Below are 20,459 nucleotides of genomic sequence, written 5' to 3' on the forward strand. Positions count from 1 at the left end.
CCAAAAAGGGTAACTCCAGTTATTAAATTCATTGAAATTATTTCATAATTCTTGTAAATCATATTTATATGAGTGAATTAGTTTTAGACCGTTATAAAAAAATAGATTTTTTAGCTACTACACCAACTGGTGACTCTTATCAAGCAATCGACACAAATTTTAATCGAAAAGTTCTTTTAAAAACAATTCCTAAAACATCAAAAGATCTAAACAAGCGTTTTCGTAATTTAATCAGTACAGCAGGCCAAATCATTCATCCAAATGTACTCACTATCCTAGATTATGGTGAAGATGATATGTGTTTTTATTTAATCCAAGAGTTTGTTAATACAAAAAATGATTCATTAACTTTATCTAAAATAAATCAATTGGATGATAAAAATAAAATCACCATTTTAACAGATCTTATTGATGCACTTCAATTTGCAAAAGAAAGTCATATTATCCATAAAAATCTCTACCTTGATTCATTATTCCTCACAAAATCCCTAAAAATTAAAATAGACAATTTTAACTTAGAAAGAGTAATCACAAAAAACCACCTGATTAGTGAATTAGGCTTTTCAACATTTTCTCCACCATTTATACCACCAGAAAAAATCAAAGGAAAACAATCTACATACCTATCAGATATTTTTCAACTCGGATGTATTATTTACACCCTATATACCGGGCTATATCCTTTTGGAGAAAAAATAAATGATGAAAATATACAAAAAATAAAATTTTTAAAATATCCTGACTTGAAGCTGTTTCCAAAGATAAATAAAAATATTAGGCAAGCAATTCTCGCCTGTTTAAAATTACAACCTGAACAAAGAATTAATAGTTACACAGAAATTCTAAAGCTATTAACCGAAACAAACAAAAAATCAGTATTAATTGCTAAAGAACCATACAATATTCTTGAGCTTGATAATAAACTTTATTTAATCATTAATGATAATAAGATATCATTTGATACAATTGAAAATGCTCTTATACATGAAGGTTTTATTGTAAAAAATAAGAATAAAATTTTAGAAGCTATTAATTTATCAAATGGTTCTCCTTATCTTATATCTGATTACACTCAGAAAATTGATTTAAAAAAATTTAAAGATGTCACAATTGAAATTACTCCGGATAAAATTAATGCATTTATTACCCTCCCACAAACATTGGATTTTACAAAGGATGAAATCATATATTTTTTAAAAAGAAACAACATTAAATACGGTATAGATGAAGTTGCAATAGAAAAATTAATTCAAGAAAAAGGGAAAATACACATACCTGTCGCAAAAGGTAAACCTCCAATAAATGGAAATGATGCATTTATTATCTACTTTTTTGAAAAAGATAATATTTTAAAACCAAAACATGGTGATTCAGACAGAGTCGATTATAAAGAAACCAACTTCATTCAGCCAGTTAGAAAAAATGATATTTTATGCATTAAAATTCCATATACAGAGGGGATAGATGGAATAGATATTTACGGTAACAGGATAAAAGCAAAACCTGGAAAAGATATTAAGCTGCCAGTTGGTAAAAATACTTATATTAGTTCTGACGGATTAAAATTAATTTCTACAGTTGATGGACAAATTACTTTCGATGGAAAACATGTTAATGTAATAGAAGTGATTATTATTCATCAAGACGTCGACTATTCTGTGGGAAATATCAATTATCATGGTGATGTCATAATAAATGGTGACGTTTTAAGCGGATTCAATATTATTGCTGGTGGAAATATCAAAATTAACGGTATAGTAGAAGGATGCAATATTATTTCAGAAAAAGGAACAATCACTATTAAAGGTGGTATTTTTGGTAAAGAAAAAGCTGAGATTAAAGCACTAAAAAAAATTACAGCTGAATTCGTGCAAGATGCTACATTGATATGTGAAGGTGATATCGAAGTTCTCGATTACGTTAGAAATAGTGATGTTATTTGTGGTGGATATTTTAAATGCACAAAAAAAACTGGAACAGTTCATACATGCTCAATTACTTCATCTGATTTCATAGAGGTAGACATTGCAGGTACAATTCCATACACTAAAACTTTTTTGAAAATAACCCCATTTCATAAGGTTATAATAAAAAATAAAATTAATACTCTAGTTGATAAAAAGAAAAAATTAACAGAATCGTTTAATTACCTAAAAGAACAATTAAAGAAAATCATTATTAAATACGGCAATATTGAAGATGCTCTTTTAGATAAAGAATATAAATTATATATTGAGAGAATGAAAGCTGTAGAAGATAAACTTCATTTTATAAATGAAAATCTACTTTTATTAGAAAATTTATATGAAAGATCAATTAAACACATACCGTTTATTAAAATTAACAAGTTATTATACACAGATGTTACACTAAAAATTGGTAACTATTCTATTAAAACAACAAATGATCATAATGGACAACATATCATAAAAATAGAAAACGGACAATTATCAGTACCAGAAGAGGATATATTATGAATAAAATAAAAGTAAACTTAATACAAGATAAGATTAATATCCAAAGCTTATACGATGAATTTTATAATAAACTGAACGATTCTACTGGCACAATACTCATCCATCATGGAAAAGCAAAGTATCCAGGAAAATACAAAAAAAATTATAGTAAGATAAAGCTCTATATCAAAGATGAGAAAGCCTATGAAAAAATTTATGAATTTACAGAGCATGTATCTAAAAAATACAACTTAAACAAAATATTTGTATATCATCAAATAGGCACGATTGATAAAAATGACACTATCCTTTTTTTAGCAGTTGAAGCAAAAGACAGAAATAGCGCTTTTAACGCAGTAAGAACAATTCTGGAATTCATTAAATCTGAAACATTAATCGGTTTAGAAGAGGTTTAACTAACTGACACTGAATACGCTTACGTATTGATAGTGTTTAACTAGAAAAAACTACAAATAAAACACGGCGCAACCTTTATAATGTTTTGAAAATTCTATCTGAAACACTAGAAAATAAATTTGAGAAAAAAACACCTTTATCCTTCTCATATTTAGGAGAAAAATGAAAGAATTTAACATAAGTAGAGTTACTTGACATAAAAATTTCTTTTGCAAGATCAATAGTTAAATGTTTTTTATAAATTGCATCCGTAATATCTCTTTTTAAAAACATAGCCTCTATAAGTAATATAAATGTATCCTTAGCGAAATTCACTGCTTTCACAAAGTTTTCATAAGTAGGTGCTATATCTGTAATATATGTAATATCTTGAGGTTTTTTATAGATAACCAGCTCACTTTCTAATTGCTCAAGCTTAATTTCTTTAACACCACATTTAGTTTCAACAGGTATCTTTTCATTTAAATCGGTACAGTTTCTGAGTTTAGTCTTTAAATTGCTAAGCCAAGGTCCCGGAACATAACCATACTTATCAAATACATCCTTTTTTATGTTTACGTGTTTATCTTCTTTTATTCTATAGCCCACAGAAATTATATCATGGTCAAAAAATTCATATTCTAATACAAAACCATCTTCAAGTTCAATTCTATCTATAAAACTTTCTTCAAAATAAGGGTTAAAACCATCCTCAGCATTAAAAAAAGCGTGTTTTACTTTGCCATCTCTACATAATTCGACTACTTCAATTTTAAATGTATAATTTTTTATCAAATTCCATGTATATCCCTGTATTTTGCCCCTTACATTATTTATAATGCCAGGAGGCCCAAATATTCTTATTTTTTTATCAGATCTTAAAGACCCCCTTAATATCCTATCAAATCCATAAAAATGATCGATATGTGTATGTGATACAAAAACATCAGATATACTAAGAATTTCAGAGTTTTCTATATTACCTAATCTACCACAATCCAGCAAAAATGCCTGTCTTTTATAAACATTTCTAACAAAAAATGCTGTATCTTCAAAAGGAGAATTTATCTGTTTTATTATAAAGTTATGCCTCATTATCTAATATAAAACCAACTATCCTTTTTAAGTTTTTTTCAACAGGTCCTGTTGTCTCCACCACTAAATCGGCTAAATGTTCAGTTTCAAAACTTTCCACTTGCTTGTTTAAAAGCTCTAACCTTCCATCCGAAACAGATATCTTTTCATCTCTTTCAATAAGCCTTTCTTTAAGAGTTTCCACAGGAGCCATAAATAAAATCTTGTAATAATTTAAATTTTGCTCATTTAACAAAGAAAAATATTCTTTTTTTGAAAAACTTCCGTCAATAACAATAGCTCGCCCAACTCTATTTAATCGGCTAACTTTTTTTGCAATATGCTTATAAGTTTTTATACTGCTTTCATAACTATATAACCCTTTATTAAAATCAACTCTCACCGGCTCTTCAGGGTTATATCCAAAAAGCAATTTTCTTTCCACATCCGTATTTAAATGTCTAAAAGGGTATTTTTTTACAAAAAACTTTGAATTTTTTGTTTTACCTGACCCCATAACCCCATAAAAAACACAATTTTTAATTTTTTCCATATTTAAAGCATAAGTAACGGAAGCATCTAACAATTTATCTAGATCTTGTTTAATAACATTATAGGCATCCCATTCTTTCCCCTTTTCTTCAAGAAGAAAACATGTAACTTTAGCTCTCACATAAGCCCTATAACATCTGTAAAAGTTTATCAATCTTCTACTATCATCATCATCAAAAATAGAAAAGAATCCTTCTAATATATTATCAGAAATCTCATAATAACCTTTTGTGTCCAACTCCATACTTAAAAAAGCAATTTCAGAAACAACATCATTAAATCTAAACCTTCTGTTAAACTCAATACAGTCAAGAAGTCCTATCTTCTTCTCTCCATCAAAAAAAACATGATCAATACGTAAGTCACCATGACCATCTTTAACAAAACCATCCTCGACTCTTTTATCAAAAAGCTCCTTATTATCATTTATAAAACTTAAAGTTTTACTCTTAATAAATTCAAAAACTTCTTTATCTATTAAGCTGCCTACATATTTTTCGGTTTGAGTAAAATTTTCGTCACAATTAAACTTTATCACTTCACAAGAACCATTCTCCATTGCATGGTTAATAGGTGTTTCAATCTTTTTAAAAAGGGTTGCAATTTGCTTGCCTATTTCATATGCAGTTTTACCATCAATCTCTCCATTTTTTAATTTTGTCATAAAAAAATCTTTTTCCTTAATCCTTTTCATCTTTAAAACATAGTCAATTGCATACATAGTGTTGGTATGAGGTACTAATTTGAACTCTTTCCCTGTTTTTATTATTTTTAGTACATCTATATAAACATTTTTGCAAAATCTAGAATTTAACTCTTTTTCTAATATACAATACTTTCTCCTATTTTTTGAAAGTCTGTAATCCAAAAAACCAAAATCAACTGATTTTTTTAATTTGTACACATACTCATCTGTTATCATTGCATAAGAAATATGTGTTTCTTCAATTCTCTCTGGATTTACAATCTCTTTTAAAATAATAGCTTCTGGAGATAGTTCCTTCATCAAATCAGCTCCACATTATGAACTTTTTCCAACTGATACATACCAAATTCATGGGTTTTTTCATCAAGGCCCACAATACAATCTTTCGGCACTAAAACTTTATAACCATAACTAACTGCATCGGCTACAGTATACATAACACAAATATTTGTAACTAATCCTGTGACAATTATTGTATCTATTTTTAGATCTTTAAGTATATTTTCCAAGTTTGTGTTGAAAAAACCGGAATATCTTGTCTTTTCCACAATATAATCATCTTTACTAGGAGATAGTTCATCAACTATCATAGCTCCCTTGGTATTTTTAACACAGTGTTTAGGCCAAATTTCAAATTCAACATCATCTTCATCATGCGCATCACATATATAAATTATCGGATACCCAACTTTTCTTGCCTTTTCAATTTCTCTTTTTATATTAGGAATAATTTTTTTCGCATTAGGTACTTGCAATGGAGCTCCTTCTAGAATAAAATCATTTAGCATATCAATTATTAAAAGTGCCTTCTTCATTAATCCCTCCTAAGGGACTTTAAAATATTTATTTGTTCTTTATAAGTTTCCTCTTTATTAATAGGCGTTTCTAAAATGCCTAGCACTCCTCTCAACCTTTTATCATTAACCACTTTTTCAAAAAATTCCAAACCCAAAATACCTCTACCTATGTACTCATGTCTATCTACTCTTGAACCACAACTTTTATTAGTATCATTAAGATGAAAAACCTTTATTTTGTTACCAAATTTACTCAGAAAAAGCTCTAACACATCATCATAATTATTTTTCAAATCATATCCTGCAGCATAAAGATGTGCCGAATCAAGACATATTCCTATTTTTTCAGAGAATTTTGAATGTTCAATGACATAATGTATATGCTCCCATTTATATCCAAGATTTGTACCTTGTCCAGCCGTTGTTTCGAGTAGCAACATAGTATTAAAACAATACTCAGAATATACTCTATCAATATTGTTTACAAGTTTTTTTAAACCATAATCCTCTCCTTTGCCTAAATGGGAACCTGGGTGCATTATATAAAATGGTATTTTAAGCTGTTCACATCTTAACAATTCATCAATAAAACATTTAATTGATTTTACCTCAGTTTCTTTTTTTGGAGAACAAAGATTAATTAAATACGAACTATGGGCACATATTTTGTCAAAACCAAATTTCATCGCTTTTTCAATAAACAAGTTTACAAAATCTTTTAAAAGAGGCTTTGATTCCCATCTATTCGCATTTTTTACAAAAATTTGTAAACACTCACCACCATTAGAATTTGCAAAATCTATACTTTTAAAAATACCACCTGATATTGATTCATGTGCTCCAATAAGAAGGAAGCCCGTCATTAGGCCTCATCTCTCATAAACTTCAAAAATGTCTCTACTTCCCACTCAGAACCAATGATTAATGGTGTTTTCTGATGTAAATTCTCAGGCTGAATATCAAGAATCATTTCCTTGCCATCTGTTGCAAGTCCACCGGCCTGCTCAATTATATAAGCCAAAGGATTTGCTTCGTACAATAACCTGAGTTTTCCTTTAGGATTCTTTGAATCTCCAGGATAAAGAAATACGCCTCCTTTTAAAAGGTTTCTATGAAAATCAGCCACAAGAGAACCTATATATCTCGATGTATATTGTCTATCTTTAAAATTTTTTATATATTCCACATACTTTCTGACTCTATCATCCCACCTATGATAATTAGCCTCATTGATGGAATATATTTTACCATATTCTGGAATTTTTATATTTGGATGTGAAAGTAAAAACTCACCAACACTTGGATCTAAAGTAAAACCGTTAACACCATTTCCTGTGGAATAAACAAACATTGTACTAGAACCATAAATTACATAACCAGCACCAACAAGTTTCCTACCTTTCTGTAAAAAATCTTTTTCACAACCATCATCACCATCATGAACTTTTTTGTAAATTCCAAAAATAGTACCAATACTAATATTCACATCTATGTTACTAGATCCATCAAGAGGATCAAAAACAACTACATATTTTCCTTTAGGATATTTTTGAGGCACATGTATCACTTCATCTACCTCTTCACTAGCCATAGCACATACCTTACCTATATGATCAAGGGCCTGTATCATTTTATTGTTTGCATATACATCAAGTTTCTGTTGTTCTTCACCATGAACATTTACAGAATCAGTTTTACCAAGGATATTAATCAAACCAGCTTTATTTACCTCTCTACTGATTATTTTAGCTGCAAAGGCTATTTGCTCAAGAATAATAGTAAAATCACCTGTTGCTTCAGGATATTTTCTCTGTTCTTCAATTAAAAACCTACCTAGACTTGTAACTCCTTTTTGCATCTTTTACCCTCACCACATTTTTTTTAAAACAGCACCTTCATAATAAAATTTTAGTATTTCGTCAAATCTTTTTCCCATATCACCAAGAGCTTTACCTCCCCATTGAGAATAACCAATACCATGTCCAAAACCACCACCAGTAAAAGTTATATTATTGCCTTGCTGGCTTATCTTAAATAGAATATCATATAATCCCACAGCTCTCCTAACTGTGGTATAAGTTCTTAAAACTTTGCTACCTCTTGAATGAATTATTTTTACTTTGATTACCCTGCCGGCAGGAGTTACTTTGTAAGGTTGTATTGAGTAAATAGTACCTATGTTTACACCTTTTTTCTTTAAATAAATCTCAATTTGACTTAACGTTGCTTTCTTTACCCATTTCCCCATTTTCTCTTTAGCACTATAAGGATCTGGTTTAGCGCGTAAATAAGGATATCCAGAGCCAAAAATATATTTGGGATCATCAATATACCAACCTGTACTCGCAGTAAAAAAAGATAATATTGGTCTATCACGATAAGTTAACACCAAACCTGTAGTTTCAACTACCGATTTGATCCCTTTACTTGTTTCATTCTTTACCCCTTTGTAAGCCTGGTCCCCCTCATTATCAACAACATCGTAACTCCAATCTTCCCTATGCAATTTTTGATACAATGCATAGGTTCTGGCTGCCACTGCTTGAGCTTTCAAGGTTTCTAAAGGCCAGCTTGAAGGAGATTCACTTGTCACAACACTCTTTAAATAATCTTCAATATTTAAAATATTTATAACATATAAATTCCCCTTTTTAATAAAAACTTTAAAATAACCTCGATATTTATTAAAATTATTCTTTTTGTATAAAAATAAAAAATTGTTATTACTGTAAATAAATAACGTTCGTGTATTAATTGGTCTAAGATTAACCATCAAAGTTTGACCTTTTACAGCAATGTTGATTACACCGTTATATTGATAAAGTATTCTCCCTACATTATCTTTTAAAATCACATTACCCTTCAATTTTGCAGATTTACCTTTATATAACCTAACCCTAATATTAGGAGCATTTTTAATTGTAATTGGAGGTAACAAAAATTTTTGTTTTGGAGTATACAACTGCTTTTTCGTAAATCTTTCTATAAAGAAAGAAGCTGTAAACCTAAATCTTCCCATTGGATAATATTTTAAATACAATTTGAAATAATCCAAGGCTTTTTTCTCATCCTGAAAATCATTGTAAAGCAATGCTAACTTATAAAGGGCTGTCTCTCCCTGAGGTAAATCTGGATACTCTTTAAAAAGCTTTTCATAAATTTTAGCTGCTTCTTCAGGTTTATCAAGATAATGTGCAAAAAGTGTAGCTTTTTGCAAAAGGGCATCAGCCACAATATATTTATTATTTGTTGATTCAAGAGCTGTCTCAAAATATTCTAAAGCATCAAGATATTTTCCCACTTCAATATAATACTTTCCTTCAGCTATTGATTGACGAGCAAAAAGAATATCTAATACCTCACTATTACTATTTGCCGCTAAATTATCAGCATAAACAACAGAACAAAAAAATAATAAACTAATTAAGAACTTGTACATCGATCTCATATTCACTAAACTTTATTACTTTATAATTTGGTCTGCTATTTATAGCAGAAGCTAAATATAAGGCCTTTTCTGGATATTCAACTAATAATGCATTCATTCCCTGATCTTGCACAGATAACACCCAACTAACATATTGAATAAAATTTTTAAATTCCATCATCTTTTGCATATCATTCACATTTTTTAAAACTACTCTGATTTTCTTAGCAGATCCTTTAATCTTACTCACTATAGTGCTTACCAATTGATTAGCCACTTTCTCACTCATATCTTCTAACATTTTGTATGTAGCATCATCAACTGACGGTCCCATACCACGGCCAGATATATAACCACTAGCAAGTATCACTCTCTCCCCTCTTTTTACTGTAATCAAACGATAAACTAATCGACCTGTTACAATATTATAAGGCAAACTAACACCATAACCTATGTTTTTACCTTCTTTTGCAGTCATTGTGGTAGTCACTTTCCCTACCAACATTACATTTGATAAATACTGATATGCTAAGTTTCTAATCATTAAGAAATCATTTGTTTTCAATGCTTGATCAAGCTGATAAACAGATACATTAGTACCACCAGCTATATCCACAACATCATAGCCTTGAACAGACAATTCATTTATCAATCTTTCACTCAAAGGATTAGATTCTTCCACCCTTCCATCAGGAAAAATTAAAGGCATAATCACAGAAATAGTAGTATTTCTTGAAACTACTCCTAAAGCATCTTTAGCTTTACTTGGTACTACAAATGCATTTATTTGAACCCAATAAACTCCTTGATTTTGCCCTTCTTTAATAATCTGAAACCCTTTAATAACCCCCTGAACTTCAGACTTTATTGCCTCATCTACTAGGATAGCATTTTGTACTACACTTTGCGCTTTAACTTTAACACCAGCTGCTTGCTCTAAAGCAGACCATTTCGCTCTTGCCACAGCTTGTAATTTTGCTGTCTGAACATCATTATTAATAATATCAGCTTCACCATAGGCCTGAACAAATATCCCTTGTTCCCCCATCGAAAAAACAACTAAAGGACACAACATTATGATAAAAAATAACAGTTTTTTCATACCACCCCCTTTTTGAAAAATAAGGGGAATTCCCCCTTACCTAAGAACAAATACTACTTTTGCACCCTCTAAAAAATTTGTTTTCTGGTTTGACGCAAAAACTGCAGTAGCATCATCAGCAGAAATTTTAACATCAGTATATTTCACAACCCCAATTGCTTTTACAATTAATGGGTTATTTACACCTCTTTCAGAAAGAATTGCTTTAGCTTTACCTATTTCATTTGTGTAATCTCCACATCCTCTTTGTGCTAAAATATCCTCAGCAATTTTAGTAGGATCATATAATATTTCCCCTTTATCATTTAGAATTCTATTGATCAAAGCAGGTCTAAAATTTGTACCAGTTGTATCTACAATTAAACCATCATAAACTTGAGGCGTTGGCGGAACAACCTGAGGTTGAAATGAAGGAGCAGGTGAAACAGCTTGGAATATTGCCTGTCTTGCATTCTGATCCCTAAACATTGCTGTAACAAATGATTTTGTACCCACTTCAAGGCATACGTATCCAACTCCTTGAGTCATATCATAATATCTACCGCACTCTCTAGCTCCTTGCAAAAATCCTTGAACAGTTGATCTTATAACATCATTCACTAACAAGCCATTTTGAACAGTTGTATCACCTGAAACAGTTACACCTTGAATCACCTCAAGTAAATCCCTTTGGGCAACAACCTTTGCTGCTCTCAAAGCTGCATACCTTCTCTGACCAGCCTCAGATTCCCCTATAACCCTCATATACCCAAGAGAAAATGCTGCTGAAGGATTAGTTATTGGTTGAGGAAGAGGTGGCATACCACCCTGTATCATTGGTTGCCCCATTGGCTGATTTTGCATCATTGGCTGTCTCATCTGAGGATTATAAGGCATATTCCCATATGGAGGTTGGTTATATGGTTGAGGCTGTTGGTATCCAGGGGTATATGGTTGTTGATATCCAGGATTATATGGCTGTGGTTGATTATATTGTTGCGCAAAAACAAATGTAGAACACAAAGTAAAAATCAAAATTATTAATAATCTAGAAAACTTCATTTTATCCTCCTAAATTCTAATACACATTCAAAGTCTGTCTAAGGACCCTAATAGCTAACAATGCCTCTGCACCATCCACATAATCATTAGGCCTAAATTCACCTGATAGCTCTGTCTCCATAAGTCCTCTAGTCACAACGTTCATCACTGCATTAAACCATGGTGCTGTAGGACTAACATCAGGATATGGTGAATTTTCTTGTCCAAAATATTTTCTTGGTAACGATTCATCTCCAGTAAGTTTTACTAGTACATCTTCTAATATCAAAGCAAACTCTTTTCGTGTTAAAGGCTTATTTGGGAAAAAAAGATATGCCTTAGTTGTTTCATCATATATTGGGGATAATCCCCTTATATTCCATTTCAAAATGATTTCAATTTCAGGCCTAAATGGATTATTTAAAATATCAGCTGGTATAAATTCGGGCTTCATGTTGGCAATTTTAGACTTCACTGGTATTCTACCCTCCATAATCTTTTCTATTCTAAGTTCATCCACAAGCAAAGCTGCAAAATCTGCCCTAGAAACCGAATCTTTTACCGCAATTTTTTTACCTACATCACCAATAGTTATACCAGCCATTGCTCGAACAATTTTATCAACTTTTTTCCACATTTTATTAGCTGGAGCATGCCATTTACTCTGTCTAGACATATTTAATACATTTGCAAAAGAATCTCTCGATTTTTGAAAATTTTCTCCTTTAAGGTAAGCTACACCCATAAAATATTCTAATGCCTCTGGACCTTGATAATAAGGGAGCTCATTATAATTAACTTTTTTCTCAATAGACTTAGCATCATCGTAAAAATCTTTTGTTTTATCAAGCCAGTCTTCTACTCTCAATTCTGTATAAGTTCTTATTGCAGTAATATAATAAATATATTTCTCCGATTTATTTTTTGCATATTTTTTTGCCTTTTTAAGAGTATCAAGACTTCTTTCAACCCAAACCTCTTTTTCTCCCATATCTTTTTTTGCATTTGCAATCTTCGCAAGCACTAACGATTCTCCTGCATAACCAGGAGAAAACTTAGGATCACACTGAATCGATCTTTCAAATTTCATCTTAGCATTATTCACATCACCTTTTTCTAACAATTCCATACCAGTAAAATAGTTATGTTGAGGATTATCTGTAGGCGAGTTGCATACAGTTTTAGGTTTTGAACAACTAACAAAAAGGAATGCAGCAATTATAGTTAATAATAAAATACTTTTTTTCATAACTTAATCCTCCTAAAACAATTTTTCCATAACACCCTGACCATGGAGCTTTGCCCTCTTAACAAGGGTCCCAATCTTTAATCTCTGCTTATTTCTTTCATCACCTTCAATTTTTACCCAACATTGATTTTCATCCACCTGATCTGATACAATCATTTTTACAGGTATTCTAGCTTTACTACATGACACAGTCCCTTTAAAAGGATCTTTGATTTCTAAGAATTCGTATGCTTCAAGCTCTTGTCCAGGCTGAATTCCATTTACTTTTCCAAGATTAACTAAAGCAACTTCTTTGTTTCCTCTAAGCTGAATAATATACCCTTTAACCGCAAATAAGTCTGACAATTCAGGTTTTATATCTTCAGCAGCCTCTCCCATAGCTTTTTTAGCCGCAGTGATTATCAACTCAGGATTGAAATTTGGTTGAGTCCCAGCTAATTCACGTCCCTTTACCTTTTTCGAAGCAATAATCCTACCCGTTGACACATCAATAACCTGAACTGTCATTTCCACATTTACATTCCAACCCTCAGTTGCTGCCTTCACAACTGTTTTTGTCAATGTAAGAGCTAAATTTGCTAAAGCATTACCAGTATCAGAATTTTCACTTTTCTTTGGTGGAACATAATAAGCCTTAATATTATCAACTGTACCTGTAATAATATAACTTACTCCAGCAATCTTTCCAAACTTAACAAGTGTGTTTTGATCAGCCACATTAATCTGAAATCCTTGCTCCTGCATTACTTTCTTCATATTAGCCCTTGTAAAAACATCCACTCCACCCATATTGACTAGTATATCTTCCACTGCACTTTGTGCATAATTACCAATATTTGGAGCAATTTGACGCATAAAAGTATTAATATTTTTTGAATATTTATACTTAGTTTTACTCGCTTCTGCATATCCAATACCTGCTGCCCCTGGTGCAACAACAATACCTGCCACCCCTGCAGAAGTATGTGTTGTTGTCCCTTGCCCTTTTATACTTGTGTTAACACCTGTCATCTTTCCAAAAGTTGTATTATTAGCAAAATCCACTACAGCGACTCTCAACTTTCTAGATTCATATTGTACTCTACAAACATCAGGAACCTTGACCTGCTCTGTGTCAGCAGGAATAACGGATAAAGACATAGGATCTAACTTCGGCGGTCCACAAGAAATTAATGTCAATATAATAATTACTACACCAGATAGTACAAAAAACTTTTTCATAAACTCCCTCCATTTTCATTACATTCGTTCAATATTATATTATATCATAAAAAGGAACATTGTAAAAAAAATTTTGATACATTTTGTCTTAACTAATTAATAACAACACTATCGATTTTTAATATAAAATAATTATCGGAATATTAACAAACCTGATATAAAAAGGAATTAGTAGAAATGTTTAATTAATTGAAAAAACACTCACAAATTTTCTACTGATAAAATTAACAGTAGTCGCCAGTAATTAACATTAAATTTTGGTTTTTCAAAAATTAACCACATCATCATTTATACATAAAAAATACATGTAAGGAATAAACATTCCTTACATGTTGTATGCATTCTCTCCATGTTGTGATAAATCAAGGCCTTCTACCTCTTCATCTTGTTCAACTCTCAGACCAATAATATTATCTACAACTTTTGCAATAATTAGTGTACTTATTGCAGTAAAAAACACTGTAACAAAAATACCCACTATTTGATAAAAGAATTGACTTACATTTCCTAAAAATAATCCTTTTCCGTTAATAGAGGCAAATAATCCTGTCATTATAGCACCTATTAAACCACCAACACCATGAACACCCACAACATCTAAAGAGTCATCATAGTTAAATTTAAATTTTAATTGAATTGCATAAAAACATATAAAACCTCCCATAAGACCTATCAAAATGGCAACAGGAGGAGTTACAAACCCTGCTGCATTTGTAACAGATGCTAAACCAGCAATGATTCCAGAACAAATTCCTAGAAAACTTGGTTTTGCGCTCCTCATCTCAAGAATCATCCACATAAAACCACCAGCTGCACCTGCAATAAATGTATTAACAAAGGCATAAAAAGAAGTAGGGTTAACTGCTAAGGCACTACCAGCATTAAAGCCAAACCAGCCAAACCAAAGTAACCCTGTCCCTATACCTGTAAGAACAAGATTGTGAGGTAAAAATTGTTTAGTCTGAAAACCTTTACGATTCCCAACAAGTAAAATCAATGTCATTGCTGCAACAGCAGACGATAAATGTACCACCAATCCACCAGCAAAATCTAAAACTCCTAAGCTTGCAAGCCATCCATTATTTCCCCACACCCAATGTGCAAGAGGAGCATATACAAATACAGACCATAAAGCAATAACGATAATATAAGCAGAAAACTTCATCCTCTCAACAATAGCTCCACTAAATAAAGCAACCGTTATAATTGCAAACATCCCCTGAAAAAAAGCAAATACAGACTCTGGAATAGTCCCATGAATACCATTCATAAACTCTTTATTCATAAACAAATACTTCATGCTACCAATAAACGGAGATCCATCAGGACCAAACGCAATAGTATGTCCAAACAAAAACCACAAAACACCAACGACAGTCATTGAAACAAAACTATAAGACATAGTTGATAAAATATTTTTTGCCCTTACCATACCACCATAAAATATTGAAAGAGCAGGTGTCATAACCAACACCAATATTGCAGATAAAATTACCCATAGAGTATCAGTCTTATCAATTTTACCATTAGCAGCAAAAAGATTAACTGAAAAACACATTAATATAATAATGTTCAACCATTTTCTCATTAAAACCTCCATTGTTGAATATACAATCTTTTTTTTTCAAAAAACATGCCACAATCAAAAACTATCAAAAATCCATTATTTTACTTATTTATATTTAACTTAATCAAACATAATGAGAAAATTTTGAGCAATCACCGATAAAATTTTAATCAAACAAGATTAAAAATTATAAACTGCTTAAACAATGCAATAAAAATCTGGAAACTCCATATTTTTTGTTACAAATAAAAAATATTTTTATACACAAATATATTACACCTTGTTGTTTAAGAAAAAACACAATTAAACAAGGTTTTTCAAAAAAATTGTTAACTCAAAAAATATATCGAAACAATTTCCAGTTAATCGTAAGAATACGTTTTTTGGTATTAAAAAACTTTTCTCATACTTTTCGTTAGCCTATAACTAATTCAAACCTCTTTCTTCAGTAAAAAAGTAGAATACTCTTCACCAAAGAAACCTTTTATAACTGAATACCCCCTATTTCCATAGTTTTTTCTAATCTCAAAATTCTCCTCTATTGGTATTCCTGATAAAATTAAATATCCACCTTTTTTAGAAATCCAATTATCAATTTTATCCACTAATTTCAGAATAATATCAAAATATATATTAGCCATGATAACATCATAGCTACCATTAATTGCATTTTCATCACCACAAATCACAAAGCAATTTTTTACACTATTCAAAGAAATGTTTTCCATAAACACCTTACAAGCATTAAAAGAAATATCGTATCCAACCACTCGTCGAGCCCCTAAAATAGACGCATATATACTTAAAATCCCTGTGCCACACCCAACATCGAGAACATTTTTCATCTCTAAAGGAATAAGTTCAAGAAAATTTAAACAACTTAATGTGGTCTCATGGTCACCATTCCCAAAAGCTCCAATCTTTATTTTAAAAGCTTTTTTCCGCTTAATTTCTTTCCAATACATCATATCAATATACTATTTAACTATTAAAAAGATTTCAACCTAAGAAAATAAAACTTTTTTTTAATTCAAACTTATTTTATTAAAAAATTGACTTAATAACTAAATAATAATATTAAATCTAAAAATTATCGGGGGGTTTAAAATGACATTAACCAAAAAAGAAAAGTATAATGTAGCAGTTGTTGGAGCAACAGGCGCCGTTGGCCAAGTTTTTCTTGATATCTTAGCAGAAAGAGATTTTCCAATTAATGAACTAAAACTTCTAGCATCCAAACGTTCCGCTGGAAAAAAGGTAAAATTTAAAAATATAGAATATATTGTTGAAGAATTAACACATGACAGTTTCAAAGGAATAGATATAGCTCTTTTTTCTGCTGGTGGAGGTAGAAGTAAAGAATTTGCACCTTCAGCAGTAAAAGCCGGTGCAATTGTAATTGATAACAGTTCTGCTTTCAGAATGGATAAAGATGTACCATTAGTAGTTCCTGAAGTAAACCCTGAGGATGCTTTCAAGCATAATGGTATCATTGCTAATCCTAATTGTACTACAATTATTATGGTAGTGGCTCTCAAACCATTACACGATTATGGAAAAATAAAACGTGTTATAGTTTCTTCATATCAATCAGCTTCCGGAGCAGGGGCTAAAGCAATGCAAGAACTTATGGATCAGGCAAAAGATTGGTCAAATGGAAAGCCATTAAAAACAGAAGCATTTCAACACCAAATACTTTTTAATGTTATCCCACATATCGATGTATTTATGGATAATGGATACACTAGAGAAGAAATGAAAATGTACAATGAAACTAAAAAAATAATGGGAGATGATTCTATCGAAGTTACAGCGACATGTGTAAGAGTCCCAGTTTTAACAGCACATTCTGAAGCTGTCACTGTGGAAACTGAGAAAAAAATCACATCTAATAAAGCAAGAGAACTGTTTAATAATGCTCCTGGCATTCAAGTATTAGATAACCCAAAAGAAAATGAATATCCAATGCCACTTTTTGTATCAGGAAAAGATGATTGTTATGTAGGAAGAATAAGAGAAGATATTTCAAAAGAAAACTCTTTAAATTTTTGGGTTGTAGGTGACCAGCTTAGAAAAGGTGCAGCATTAAATGCTATCCAAATTGCAGAACTTCTAATTTATCAATAAAAATCTAGGTGGCATTTTTGCCACCATCTTTTTATAAAACTCAAGCTTTTACAAATGCATTCATTTTGCGTTCATAACCAATAGATGTCGAAGGTCCATGCCCAGGAAAAACTTTTGTTTCTGAATTTAAAGAGTACAGTTTTTGCTGAATACTTTTTTTAAGTTTATTAAAATCAGCATAAGAAAAATCTGTCCTACCAACCGACTCATAAAAAAGAGTATCACCTGTAAATACTGAATTTAACTCTTTAATATAAAAACATACTCCTCCTGGTGAATGCCCAGGTGTGTGAATAACTTCAATTTTTATATCTCCAAATGTTAATTTCTCTCCATTGTCAATATAATAATCTATATTAGATGTTTTTACTTCATTCAAACCAAACATCATAGCATGTTGCGAAGCATTTCTTAATAAAAATTCATCATCTTTATGCATATAAAGTGAAATCTTAAACTCATTTTTAATATCTTCGATTGCACCCACATGGTCAAAATGACCATGGGTATTCAAGATAGCTAGCGGTTTTAAAGAATTTGATATTATAAACTCTTTTATCTTATCAAAATCACTTCCTGGATCAATAATAATTGCTTCATTATTTTTACTTATAATATAACAATTTACAAATAAAGCACCGACAGTTATAATATCAACTCTCATAAAGCACCTCACTAAGAATTTTTTAATGGATGTTCTAAAATAATTGTTACAGGACCATTATTTACTAAACTCAGTTTCATGTTTGCACCAAAAATTCCTGTTTTAACTTTACTATCACCTAACATCTTTTTACATTCTAAAACAAATTGTTCATAAAATTTTTTTGCTACATCTGGTCTCATTGCTAATGTAAAATCTGGACGACGTCCTTTTTTTAACGTACCAGCCAATGTAAATTGACTCACAATCATCACTTCTCCATCTATATCAACAACACTCAAACTCATTTTGCCGTTATCATCGCTAAATATTCTTAAATTACAAGATTTATCAGCTAACCAAGTTATTGAATCTTCAACATCCCCTTTCTCCACTCCAAAAAGAATTAAAAGTCCCTTACCAATCTGCGAGTAAAAAGTATCATTCACATCGACTCGACAACTATCAACCCTTTGTATTACACATTTCATCTCAATACCCTCCATATATTAATTCTAAGTAAAATTAAAATTACATAGTAGATAATTATAGTAAGAAAAATAATTAATAAAATATGCAGTTTAATTTTAATTAGCATTATTATTAAAAATACTAAAATCACATTTGCAAAAACAATTTTTATAAGTAGTAAAAATTTGTTTTTAATAAAATCTATAAAATCAAAAAGCTTCCGCTTTTTTAATAGATAAATATAAATTATGCTACCAATAAAAGCAGAAATGGTTGCACTCAAAGCAATACCTGAGTGTTTAAAATTTTTTAATAGTAATATTGAAAACACTAAATTTGATATCAACAAGATAAATGAAATTCTTACTGGGGTTTTTGTATCAAGTACAGAATGAAATATTTTTGTAAAAGTCATATTCATAGAAAAAAAAACCAACCCAATTGAATACATAATCAAAGCAGAAGATGTATTTAAAACATCAGTATAAGTAAAAGCTTTCCTTTGAAAGATCAGTTTTATAATATCATCTGATAAAAGAACTATACCTATGGTTGATGGTATAATTATCAAAAAAATAGAAATTAAAGCTTTTGAAACTATATCATTTCTTTTCATTTCATCGCTTTTACTTAGCTCTGTTAACGAAACGGTACCAATAGTAACAGAAAATAACCCAAACGGAAATTGAAACAATCTATTAGCATAATACAAGTAAGAAATACTTCCATACTGTAAAAAAGATGCAAGAATCCTACCAATAAGAAAATTTAGCTGATTAACTCCAACACCTAATACTGAAGGTACTATTAATAAAAATGTTTTTTTAACATCAGGGTCTTTGTTATACACTTTTGTAAAATAAAAGCCTTTTGCTTTTGCATAAAAGAAAACAAACAACAGTTGTAATACTCCTCCAAAAAACACTCCCCATGCTAAAAAATAAATATTTTTATAAAACAAATACGATAAACCAACTGATATAATCATTGCAGAATTCAGCAACGCTGTAGAAGCATAAGGAACAAAATAACTTCCTTTCAAATTAAGGTATCCTGCAAAAAGAGCTGAAACACTTACAAAAAACAAATATGGCATTACAATAATTAGAATTGTAGACGCAGTCTTCACCAATGTAATATCATTTGAATAACCTGGCATAAAAATCAAAATAGTTTGCTTTGAGAAAATTGATATAATTATAATTACACCAACAATTAAAACAGATAGATATAACATTATATTAGTCAAATATATATTACCAGTTTCATTCTCCTGCTTTAGCTTATTGCCTAAAATCGGTACAAAAGCAGAAGATAAAGCTCCTTCGGCAAATAACGCCCTAAATAAATTTGGAATAGCAAACGCAACAAAAAAGATATCAGTAATTGCATTTGCACCAAAGACCGCAGCAATTGAAACATCTCTAATTAAGCCTAATATCCTACTTGTCAAAACTCCAAAAGACGATCTTAAAACATAAGAGAGAAAACCTTTCACACCCAAACTACCTCTAAATTTTGGATTCAATATATTTCAAATATCCTTTTTAATAAAGCTAAAAGTTTATTAAAAAATTTCACAATTTGACTTTACTATAATTTATCATTAGGTTATAATCTTGTAGAATAAGATGCAGTTTAATATCTAAAT

18 protein-coding genes are annotated in these 20,459 nt (G+C 30.6%); 3 read left to right on the top strand and 15 right to left on the bottom strand.

Annotation, left to right across the window (positions count from 1 at the left end; genetic code table 11):
* Window positions 1–68 precede the first annotated feature (68 nt).
* Window positions 69–2,477, top strand: coding sequence for a FapA family protein (locus OWK30_RS01290; protein ID WP_423322820.1), 2,409 nt, complete (start codon window positions 69–71; stop codon window positions 2,475–2,477).
* Window positions 2,474–2,872, top strand: a complete 399-nt coding sequence (locus OWK30_RS01295) for a molybdenum cofactor biosynthesis protein MoaE (RefSeq protein ID WP_423322822.1) — start codon at window positions 2,474–2,476, stop codon at window positions 2,870–2,872. Before OWK30_RS01290 ends, OWK30_RS01295 begins: the two co-directional genes overlap by 4 nt.
* Window positions 2,873–2,948: 76 nt before the next feature.
* On the opposite strand, the gene OWK30_RS01300 is transcribed toward OWK30_RS01295, so the two are convergent.
* From OWK30_RS01300 to OWK30_RS01355, 12 genes are all read right to left on the bottom strand, one after another.
* Entirely contained in the window at window positions 2,949–3,947 is a 999-nt protein-coding gene (locus tag OWK30_RS01300) for an MBL fold metallo-hydrolase (protein ID WP_423322824.1), read from the bottom strand.
* Complete coding sequence (locus OWK30_RS01305) at window positions 3,937–5,484, bottom strand: bifunctional aminoglycoside phosphotransferase/ATP-binding protein (RefSeq protein WP_423322826.1); 1,548 nt, start codon at window positions 5,482–5,484, stop codon at window positions 3,937–3,939. The genes OWK30_RS01300 and OWK30_RS01305 overlap by 11 nt, the downstream gene beginning before the upstream one ends.
* Window positions 5,484–5,999, bottom strand: a complete 516-nt coding sequence (locus OWK30_RS01310; RefSeq protein ID WP_423322828.1) for a cysteine hydrolase family protein — start codon at window positions 5,997–5,999, stop codon at window positions 5,484–5,486. Before OWK30_RS01310 ends, OWK30_RS01305 begins: the two co-directional genes overlap by 1 nt.
* Window positions 5,999–6,844 carry a deoxyribonuclease IV gene (locus OWK30_RS01315; RefSeq protein ID WP_423322830.1) on the bottom strand — a complete coding sequence of 282 codons (846 nt, stop codon included), beginning with the start codon at window positions 6,842–6,844 and terminating at the stop codon, window positions 5,999–6,001. Before OWK30_RS01315 ends, OWK30_RS01310 begins: the two co-directional genes overlap by 1 nt.
* Complete coding sequence (fbp, locus tag OWK30_RS01320) at window positions 6,844–7,839, bottom strand: class 1 fructose-bisphosphatase (RefSeq protein WP_423322832.1); 996 nt, start codon at window positions 7,837–7,839, stop codon at window positions 6,844–6,846. The genes OWK30_RS01315 and fbp overlap by 1 nt, the downstream gene beginning before the upstream one ends.
* Window positions 7,840–7,848: 9 nt before the next feature.
* On the bottom strand, window positions 7,849–9,420 hold the full coding sequence (locus OWK30_RS01325; protein ID WP_423322834.1) for a SpoIID/LytB domain-containing protein: 1,572 nt from the start codon (window positions 9,418–9,420) through the stop codon (window positions 7,849–7,851).
* On the bottom strand, window positions 9,401–10,510 hold the full coding sequence (locus tag OWK30_RS01330) for a flagellar assembly protein T N-terminal domain-containing protein (protein ID WP_423322835.1): 1,110 nt from the start codon (window positions 10,508–10,510) through the stop codon (window positions 9,401–9,403). The genes OWK30_RS01325 and OWK30_RS01330 overlap by 20 nt, the downstream gene beginning before the upstream one ends.
* Before the next feature lie 36 nt (window positions 10,511–10,546).
* Window positions 10,547–11,551 carry a hypothetical protein gene (locus OWK30_RS01335; RefSeq protein WP_423322837.1) on the bottom strand — a complete coding sequence of 335 codons (1,005 nt, stop codon included), beginning with the start codon at window positions 11,549–11,551 and terminating at the stop codon, window positions 10,547–10,549.
* A gap of 16 nt (window positions 11,552–11,567) precedes the next feature.
* Entirely contained in the window at window positions 11,568–12,779 is a 1,212-nt protein-coding gene (locus OWK30_RS01340; RefSeq protein WP_423322839.1) for an S-layer homology domain-containing protein, read from the bottom strand.
* A gap of 12 nt (window positions 12,780–12,791) precedes the next feature.
* Window positions 12,792–14,000 carry a CsgG/HfaB family protein gene (locus OWK30_RS01345; RefSeq protein WP_423322841.1) on the bottom strand — a complete coding sequence of 403 codons (1,209 nt, stop codon included), beginning with the start codon at window positions 13,998–14,000 and terminating at the stop codon, window positions 12,792–12,794.
* A gap of 325 nt (window positions 14,001–14,325) precedes the next feature.
* Window positions 14,326–15,588 (bottom strand): ammonium transporter, encoded by a 1,263-nt coding sequence (locus tag OWK30_RS01350; protein ID WP_423322843.1) that lies wholly within the window; start codon window positions 15,586–15,588, stop codon window positions 14,326–14,328.
* Between the two features lie 410 nt (window positions 15,589–15,998).
* Window positions 15,999–16,535 carry a 50S ribosomal protein L11 methyltransferase gene (locus OWK30_RS01355; RefSeq protein ID WP_423322845.1) on the bottom strand — a complete coding sequence of 179 codons (537 nt, stop codon included), beginning with the start codon at window positions 16,533–16,535 and terminating at the stop codon, window positions 15,999–16,001.
* 139 nt (window positions 16,536–16,674) lie between these two features.
* On the opposite strand from OWK30_RS01355, the gene OWK30_RS01360 reads away from it, so the two are divergent.
* The gene (locus tag OWK30_RS01360) at window positions 16,675–17,694 is read left to right on the top strand and encodes an aspartate-semialdehyde dehydrogenase (RefSeq protein WP_423322848.1); all 1,020 of its coding nucleotides are present in this window, start codon (window positions 16,675–16,677) and stop codon (window positions 17,692–17,694) included.
* Window positions 17,695–17,734: 40 nt separating this feature from the next.
* On the opposite strand, the gene OWK30_RS01365 is transcribed toward OWK30_RS01360, so the two are convergent.
* Genes OWK30_RS01365 through murJ form a run of 3 tightly spaced genes read right to left on the bottom strand, consistent with a single transcriptional unit; the run spans window position 17,735 to window position 20,306 of the window.
* Window positions 17,735–18,358, bottom strand: coding sequence for an MBL fold metallo-hydrolase (locus tag OWK30_RS01365; RefSeq protein ID WP_423322850.1), 624 nt, complete (start codon window positions 18,356–18,358; stop codon window positions 17,735–17,737).
* A gap of 11 nt (window positions 18,359–18,369) precedes the next feature.
* Complete coding sequence (gene dtd / locus OWK30_RS01370; protein WP_423322851.1) at window positions 18,370–18,828, bottom strand: D-aminoacyl-tRNA deacylase; 459 nt, start codon at window positions 18,826–18,828, stop codon at window positions 18,370–18,372.
* The gene (gene murJ / locus OWK30_RS01375; RefSeq protein ID WP_423322853.1) at window positions 18,825–20,306 is read right to left on the bottom strand and encodes a murein biosynthesis integral membrane protein MurJ; all 1,482 of its coding nucleotides are present in this window, start codon (window positions 20,304–20,306) and stop codon (window positions 18,825–18,827) included. Before murJ ends, dtd begins: the two co-directional genes overlap by 4 nt.
* Window positions 20,307–20,459: the final 153 nt, after the last annotated feature.

Source organism: Deferribacter abyssi (assembly GCF_049472655.1).
In the GTDB taxonomy this organism is placed as follows: domain Bacteria; phylum Chrysiogenota; class Deferribacteres; order Deferribacterales; family Deferribacteraceae; genus Deferribacter; species Deferribacter abyssi.

Excerpts from the sequence above, each read along its gene's own strand:
- OWK30_RS01290 (WP_423322820.1), top strand. The coding sequence starts at position 69 with ATGAGTGAATTAGTTTTAGACCGTTATAAAAAAATAGATTTTTTAGCT.
- OWK30_RS01295 (WP_423322822.1), top strand. The coding sequence starts at position 2,474 with ATGAATAAAATAAAAGTAAACTTAATACAAGATAAGATTAATATCCAA.
- OWK30_RS01300 (WP_423322824.1), bottom strand. The coding sequence starts at position 3,947 with ATGAGGCATAACTTTATAATAAAACAGATAAATTCTCCTTTTGAAGAT.
- OWK30_RS01305 (WP_423322826.1), bottom strand. The coding sequence starts at position 5,484 with ATGAAGGAACTATCTCCAGAAGCTATTATTTTAAAAGAGATTGTAAAT.
- OWK30_RS01310 (WP_423322828.1), bottom strand. The coding sequence starts at position 5,999 with ATGAAGAAGGCACTTTTAATAATTGATATGCTAAATGATTTTATTCTA.
- OWK30_RS01315 (WP_423322830.1), bottom strand. The coding sequence starts at position 6,844 with ATGACGGGCTTCCTTCTTATTGGAGCACATGAATCAATATCAGGTGGT.
- fbp (WP_423322832.1), bottom strand. The coding sequence starts at position 7,839 with ATGCAAAAAGGAGTTACAAGTCTAGGTAGGTTTTTAATTGAAGAACAG.
- OWK30_RS01325 (WP_423322834.1), bottom strand. The coding sequence starts at position 9,420 with ATGTACAAGTTCTTAATTAGTTTATTATTTTTTTGTTCTGTTGTTTAT.
- OWK30_RS01330 (WP_423322835.1), bottom strand. The coding sequence starts at position 10,510 with ATGAAAAAACTGTTATTTTTTATCATAATGTTGTGTCCTTTAGTTGTT.
- OWK30_RS01335 (WP_423322837.1), bottom strand. The coding sequence starts at position 11,551 with ATGAAGTTTTCTAGATTATTAATAATTTTGATTTTTACTTTGTGTTCT.
- OWK30_RS01340 (WP_423322839.1), bottom strand. The coding sequence starts at position 12,779 with ATGAAAAAAAGTATTTTATTATTAACTATAATTGCTGCATTCCTTTTT.
- OWK30_RS01345 (WP_423322841.1), bottom strand. The coding sequence starts at position 14,000 with ATGAAAAAGTTTTTTGTACTATCTGGTGTAGTAATTATTATATTGACA.
- OWK30_RS01350 (WP_423322843.1), bottom strand. The coding sequence starts at position 15,588 with ATGAGAAAATGGTTGAACATTATTATATTAATGTGTTTTTCAGTTAAT.
- OWK30_RS01355 (WP_423322845.1), bottom strand. The coding sequence starts at position 16,535 with ATGATGTATTGGAAAGAAATTAAGCGGAAAAAAGCTTTTAAAATAAAG.
- OWK30_RS01360 (WP_423322848.1), top strand. The coding sequence starts at position 16,675 with ATGACATTAACCAAAAAAGAAAAGTATAATGTAGCAGTTGTTGGAGCA.
- OWK30_RS01365 (WP_423322850.1), bottom strand. The coding sequence starts at position 18,358 with ATGAGAGTTGATATTATAACTGTCGGTGCTTTATTTGTAAATTGTTAT.
- dtd (WP_423322851.1), bottom strand. The coding sequence starts at position 18,828 with ATGAAATGTGTAATACAAAGGGTTGATAGTTGTCGAGTCGATGTGAAT.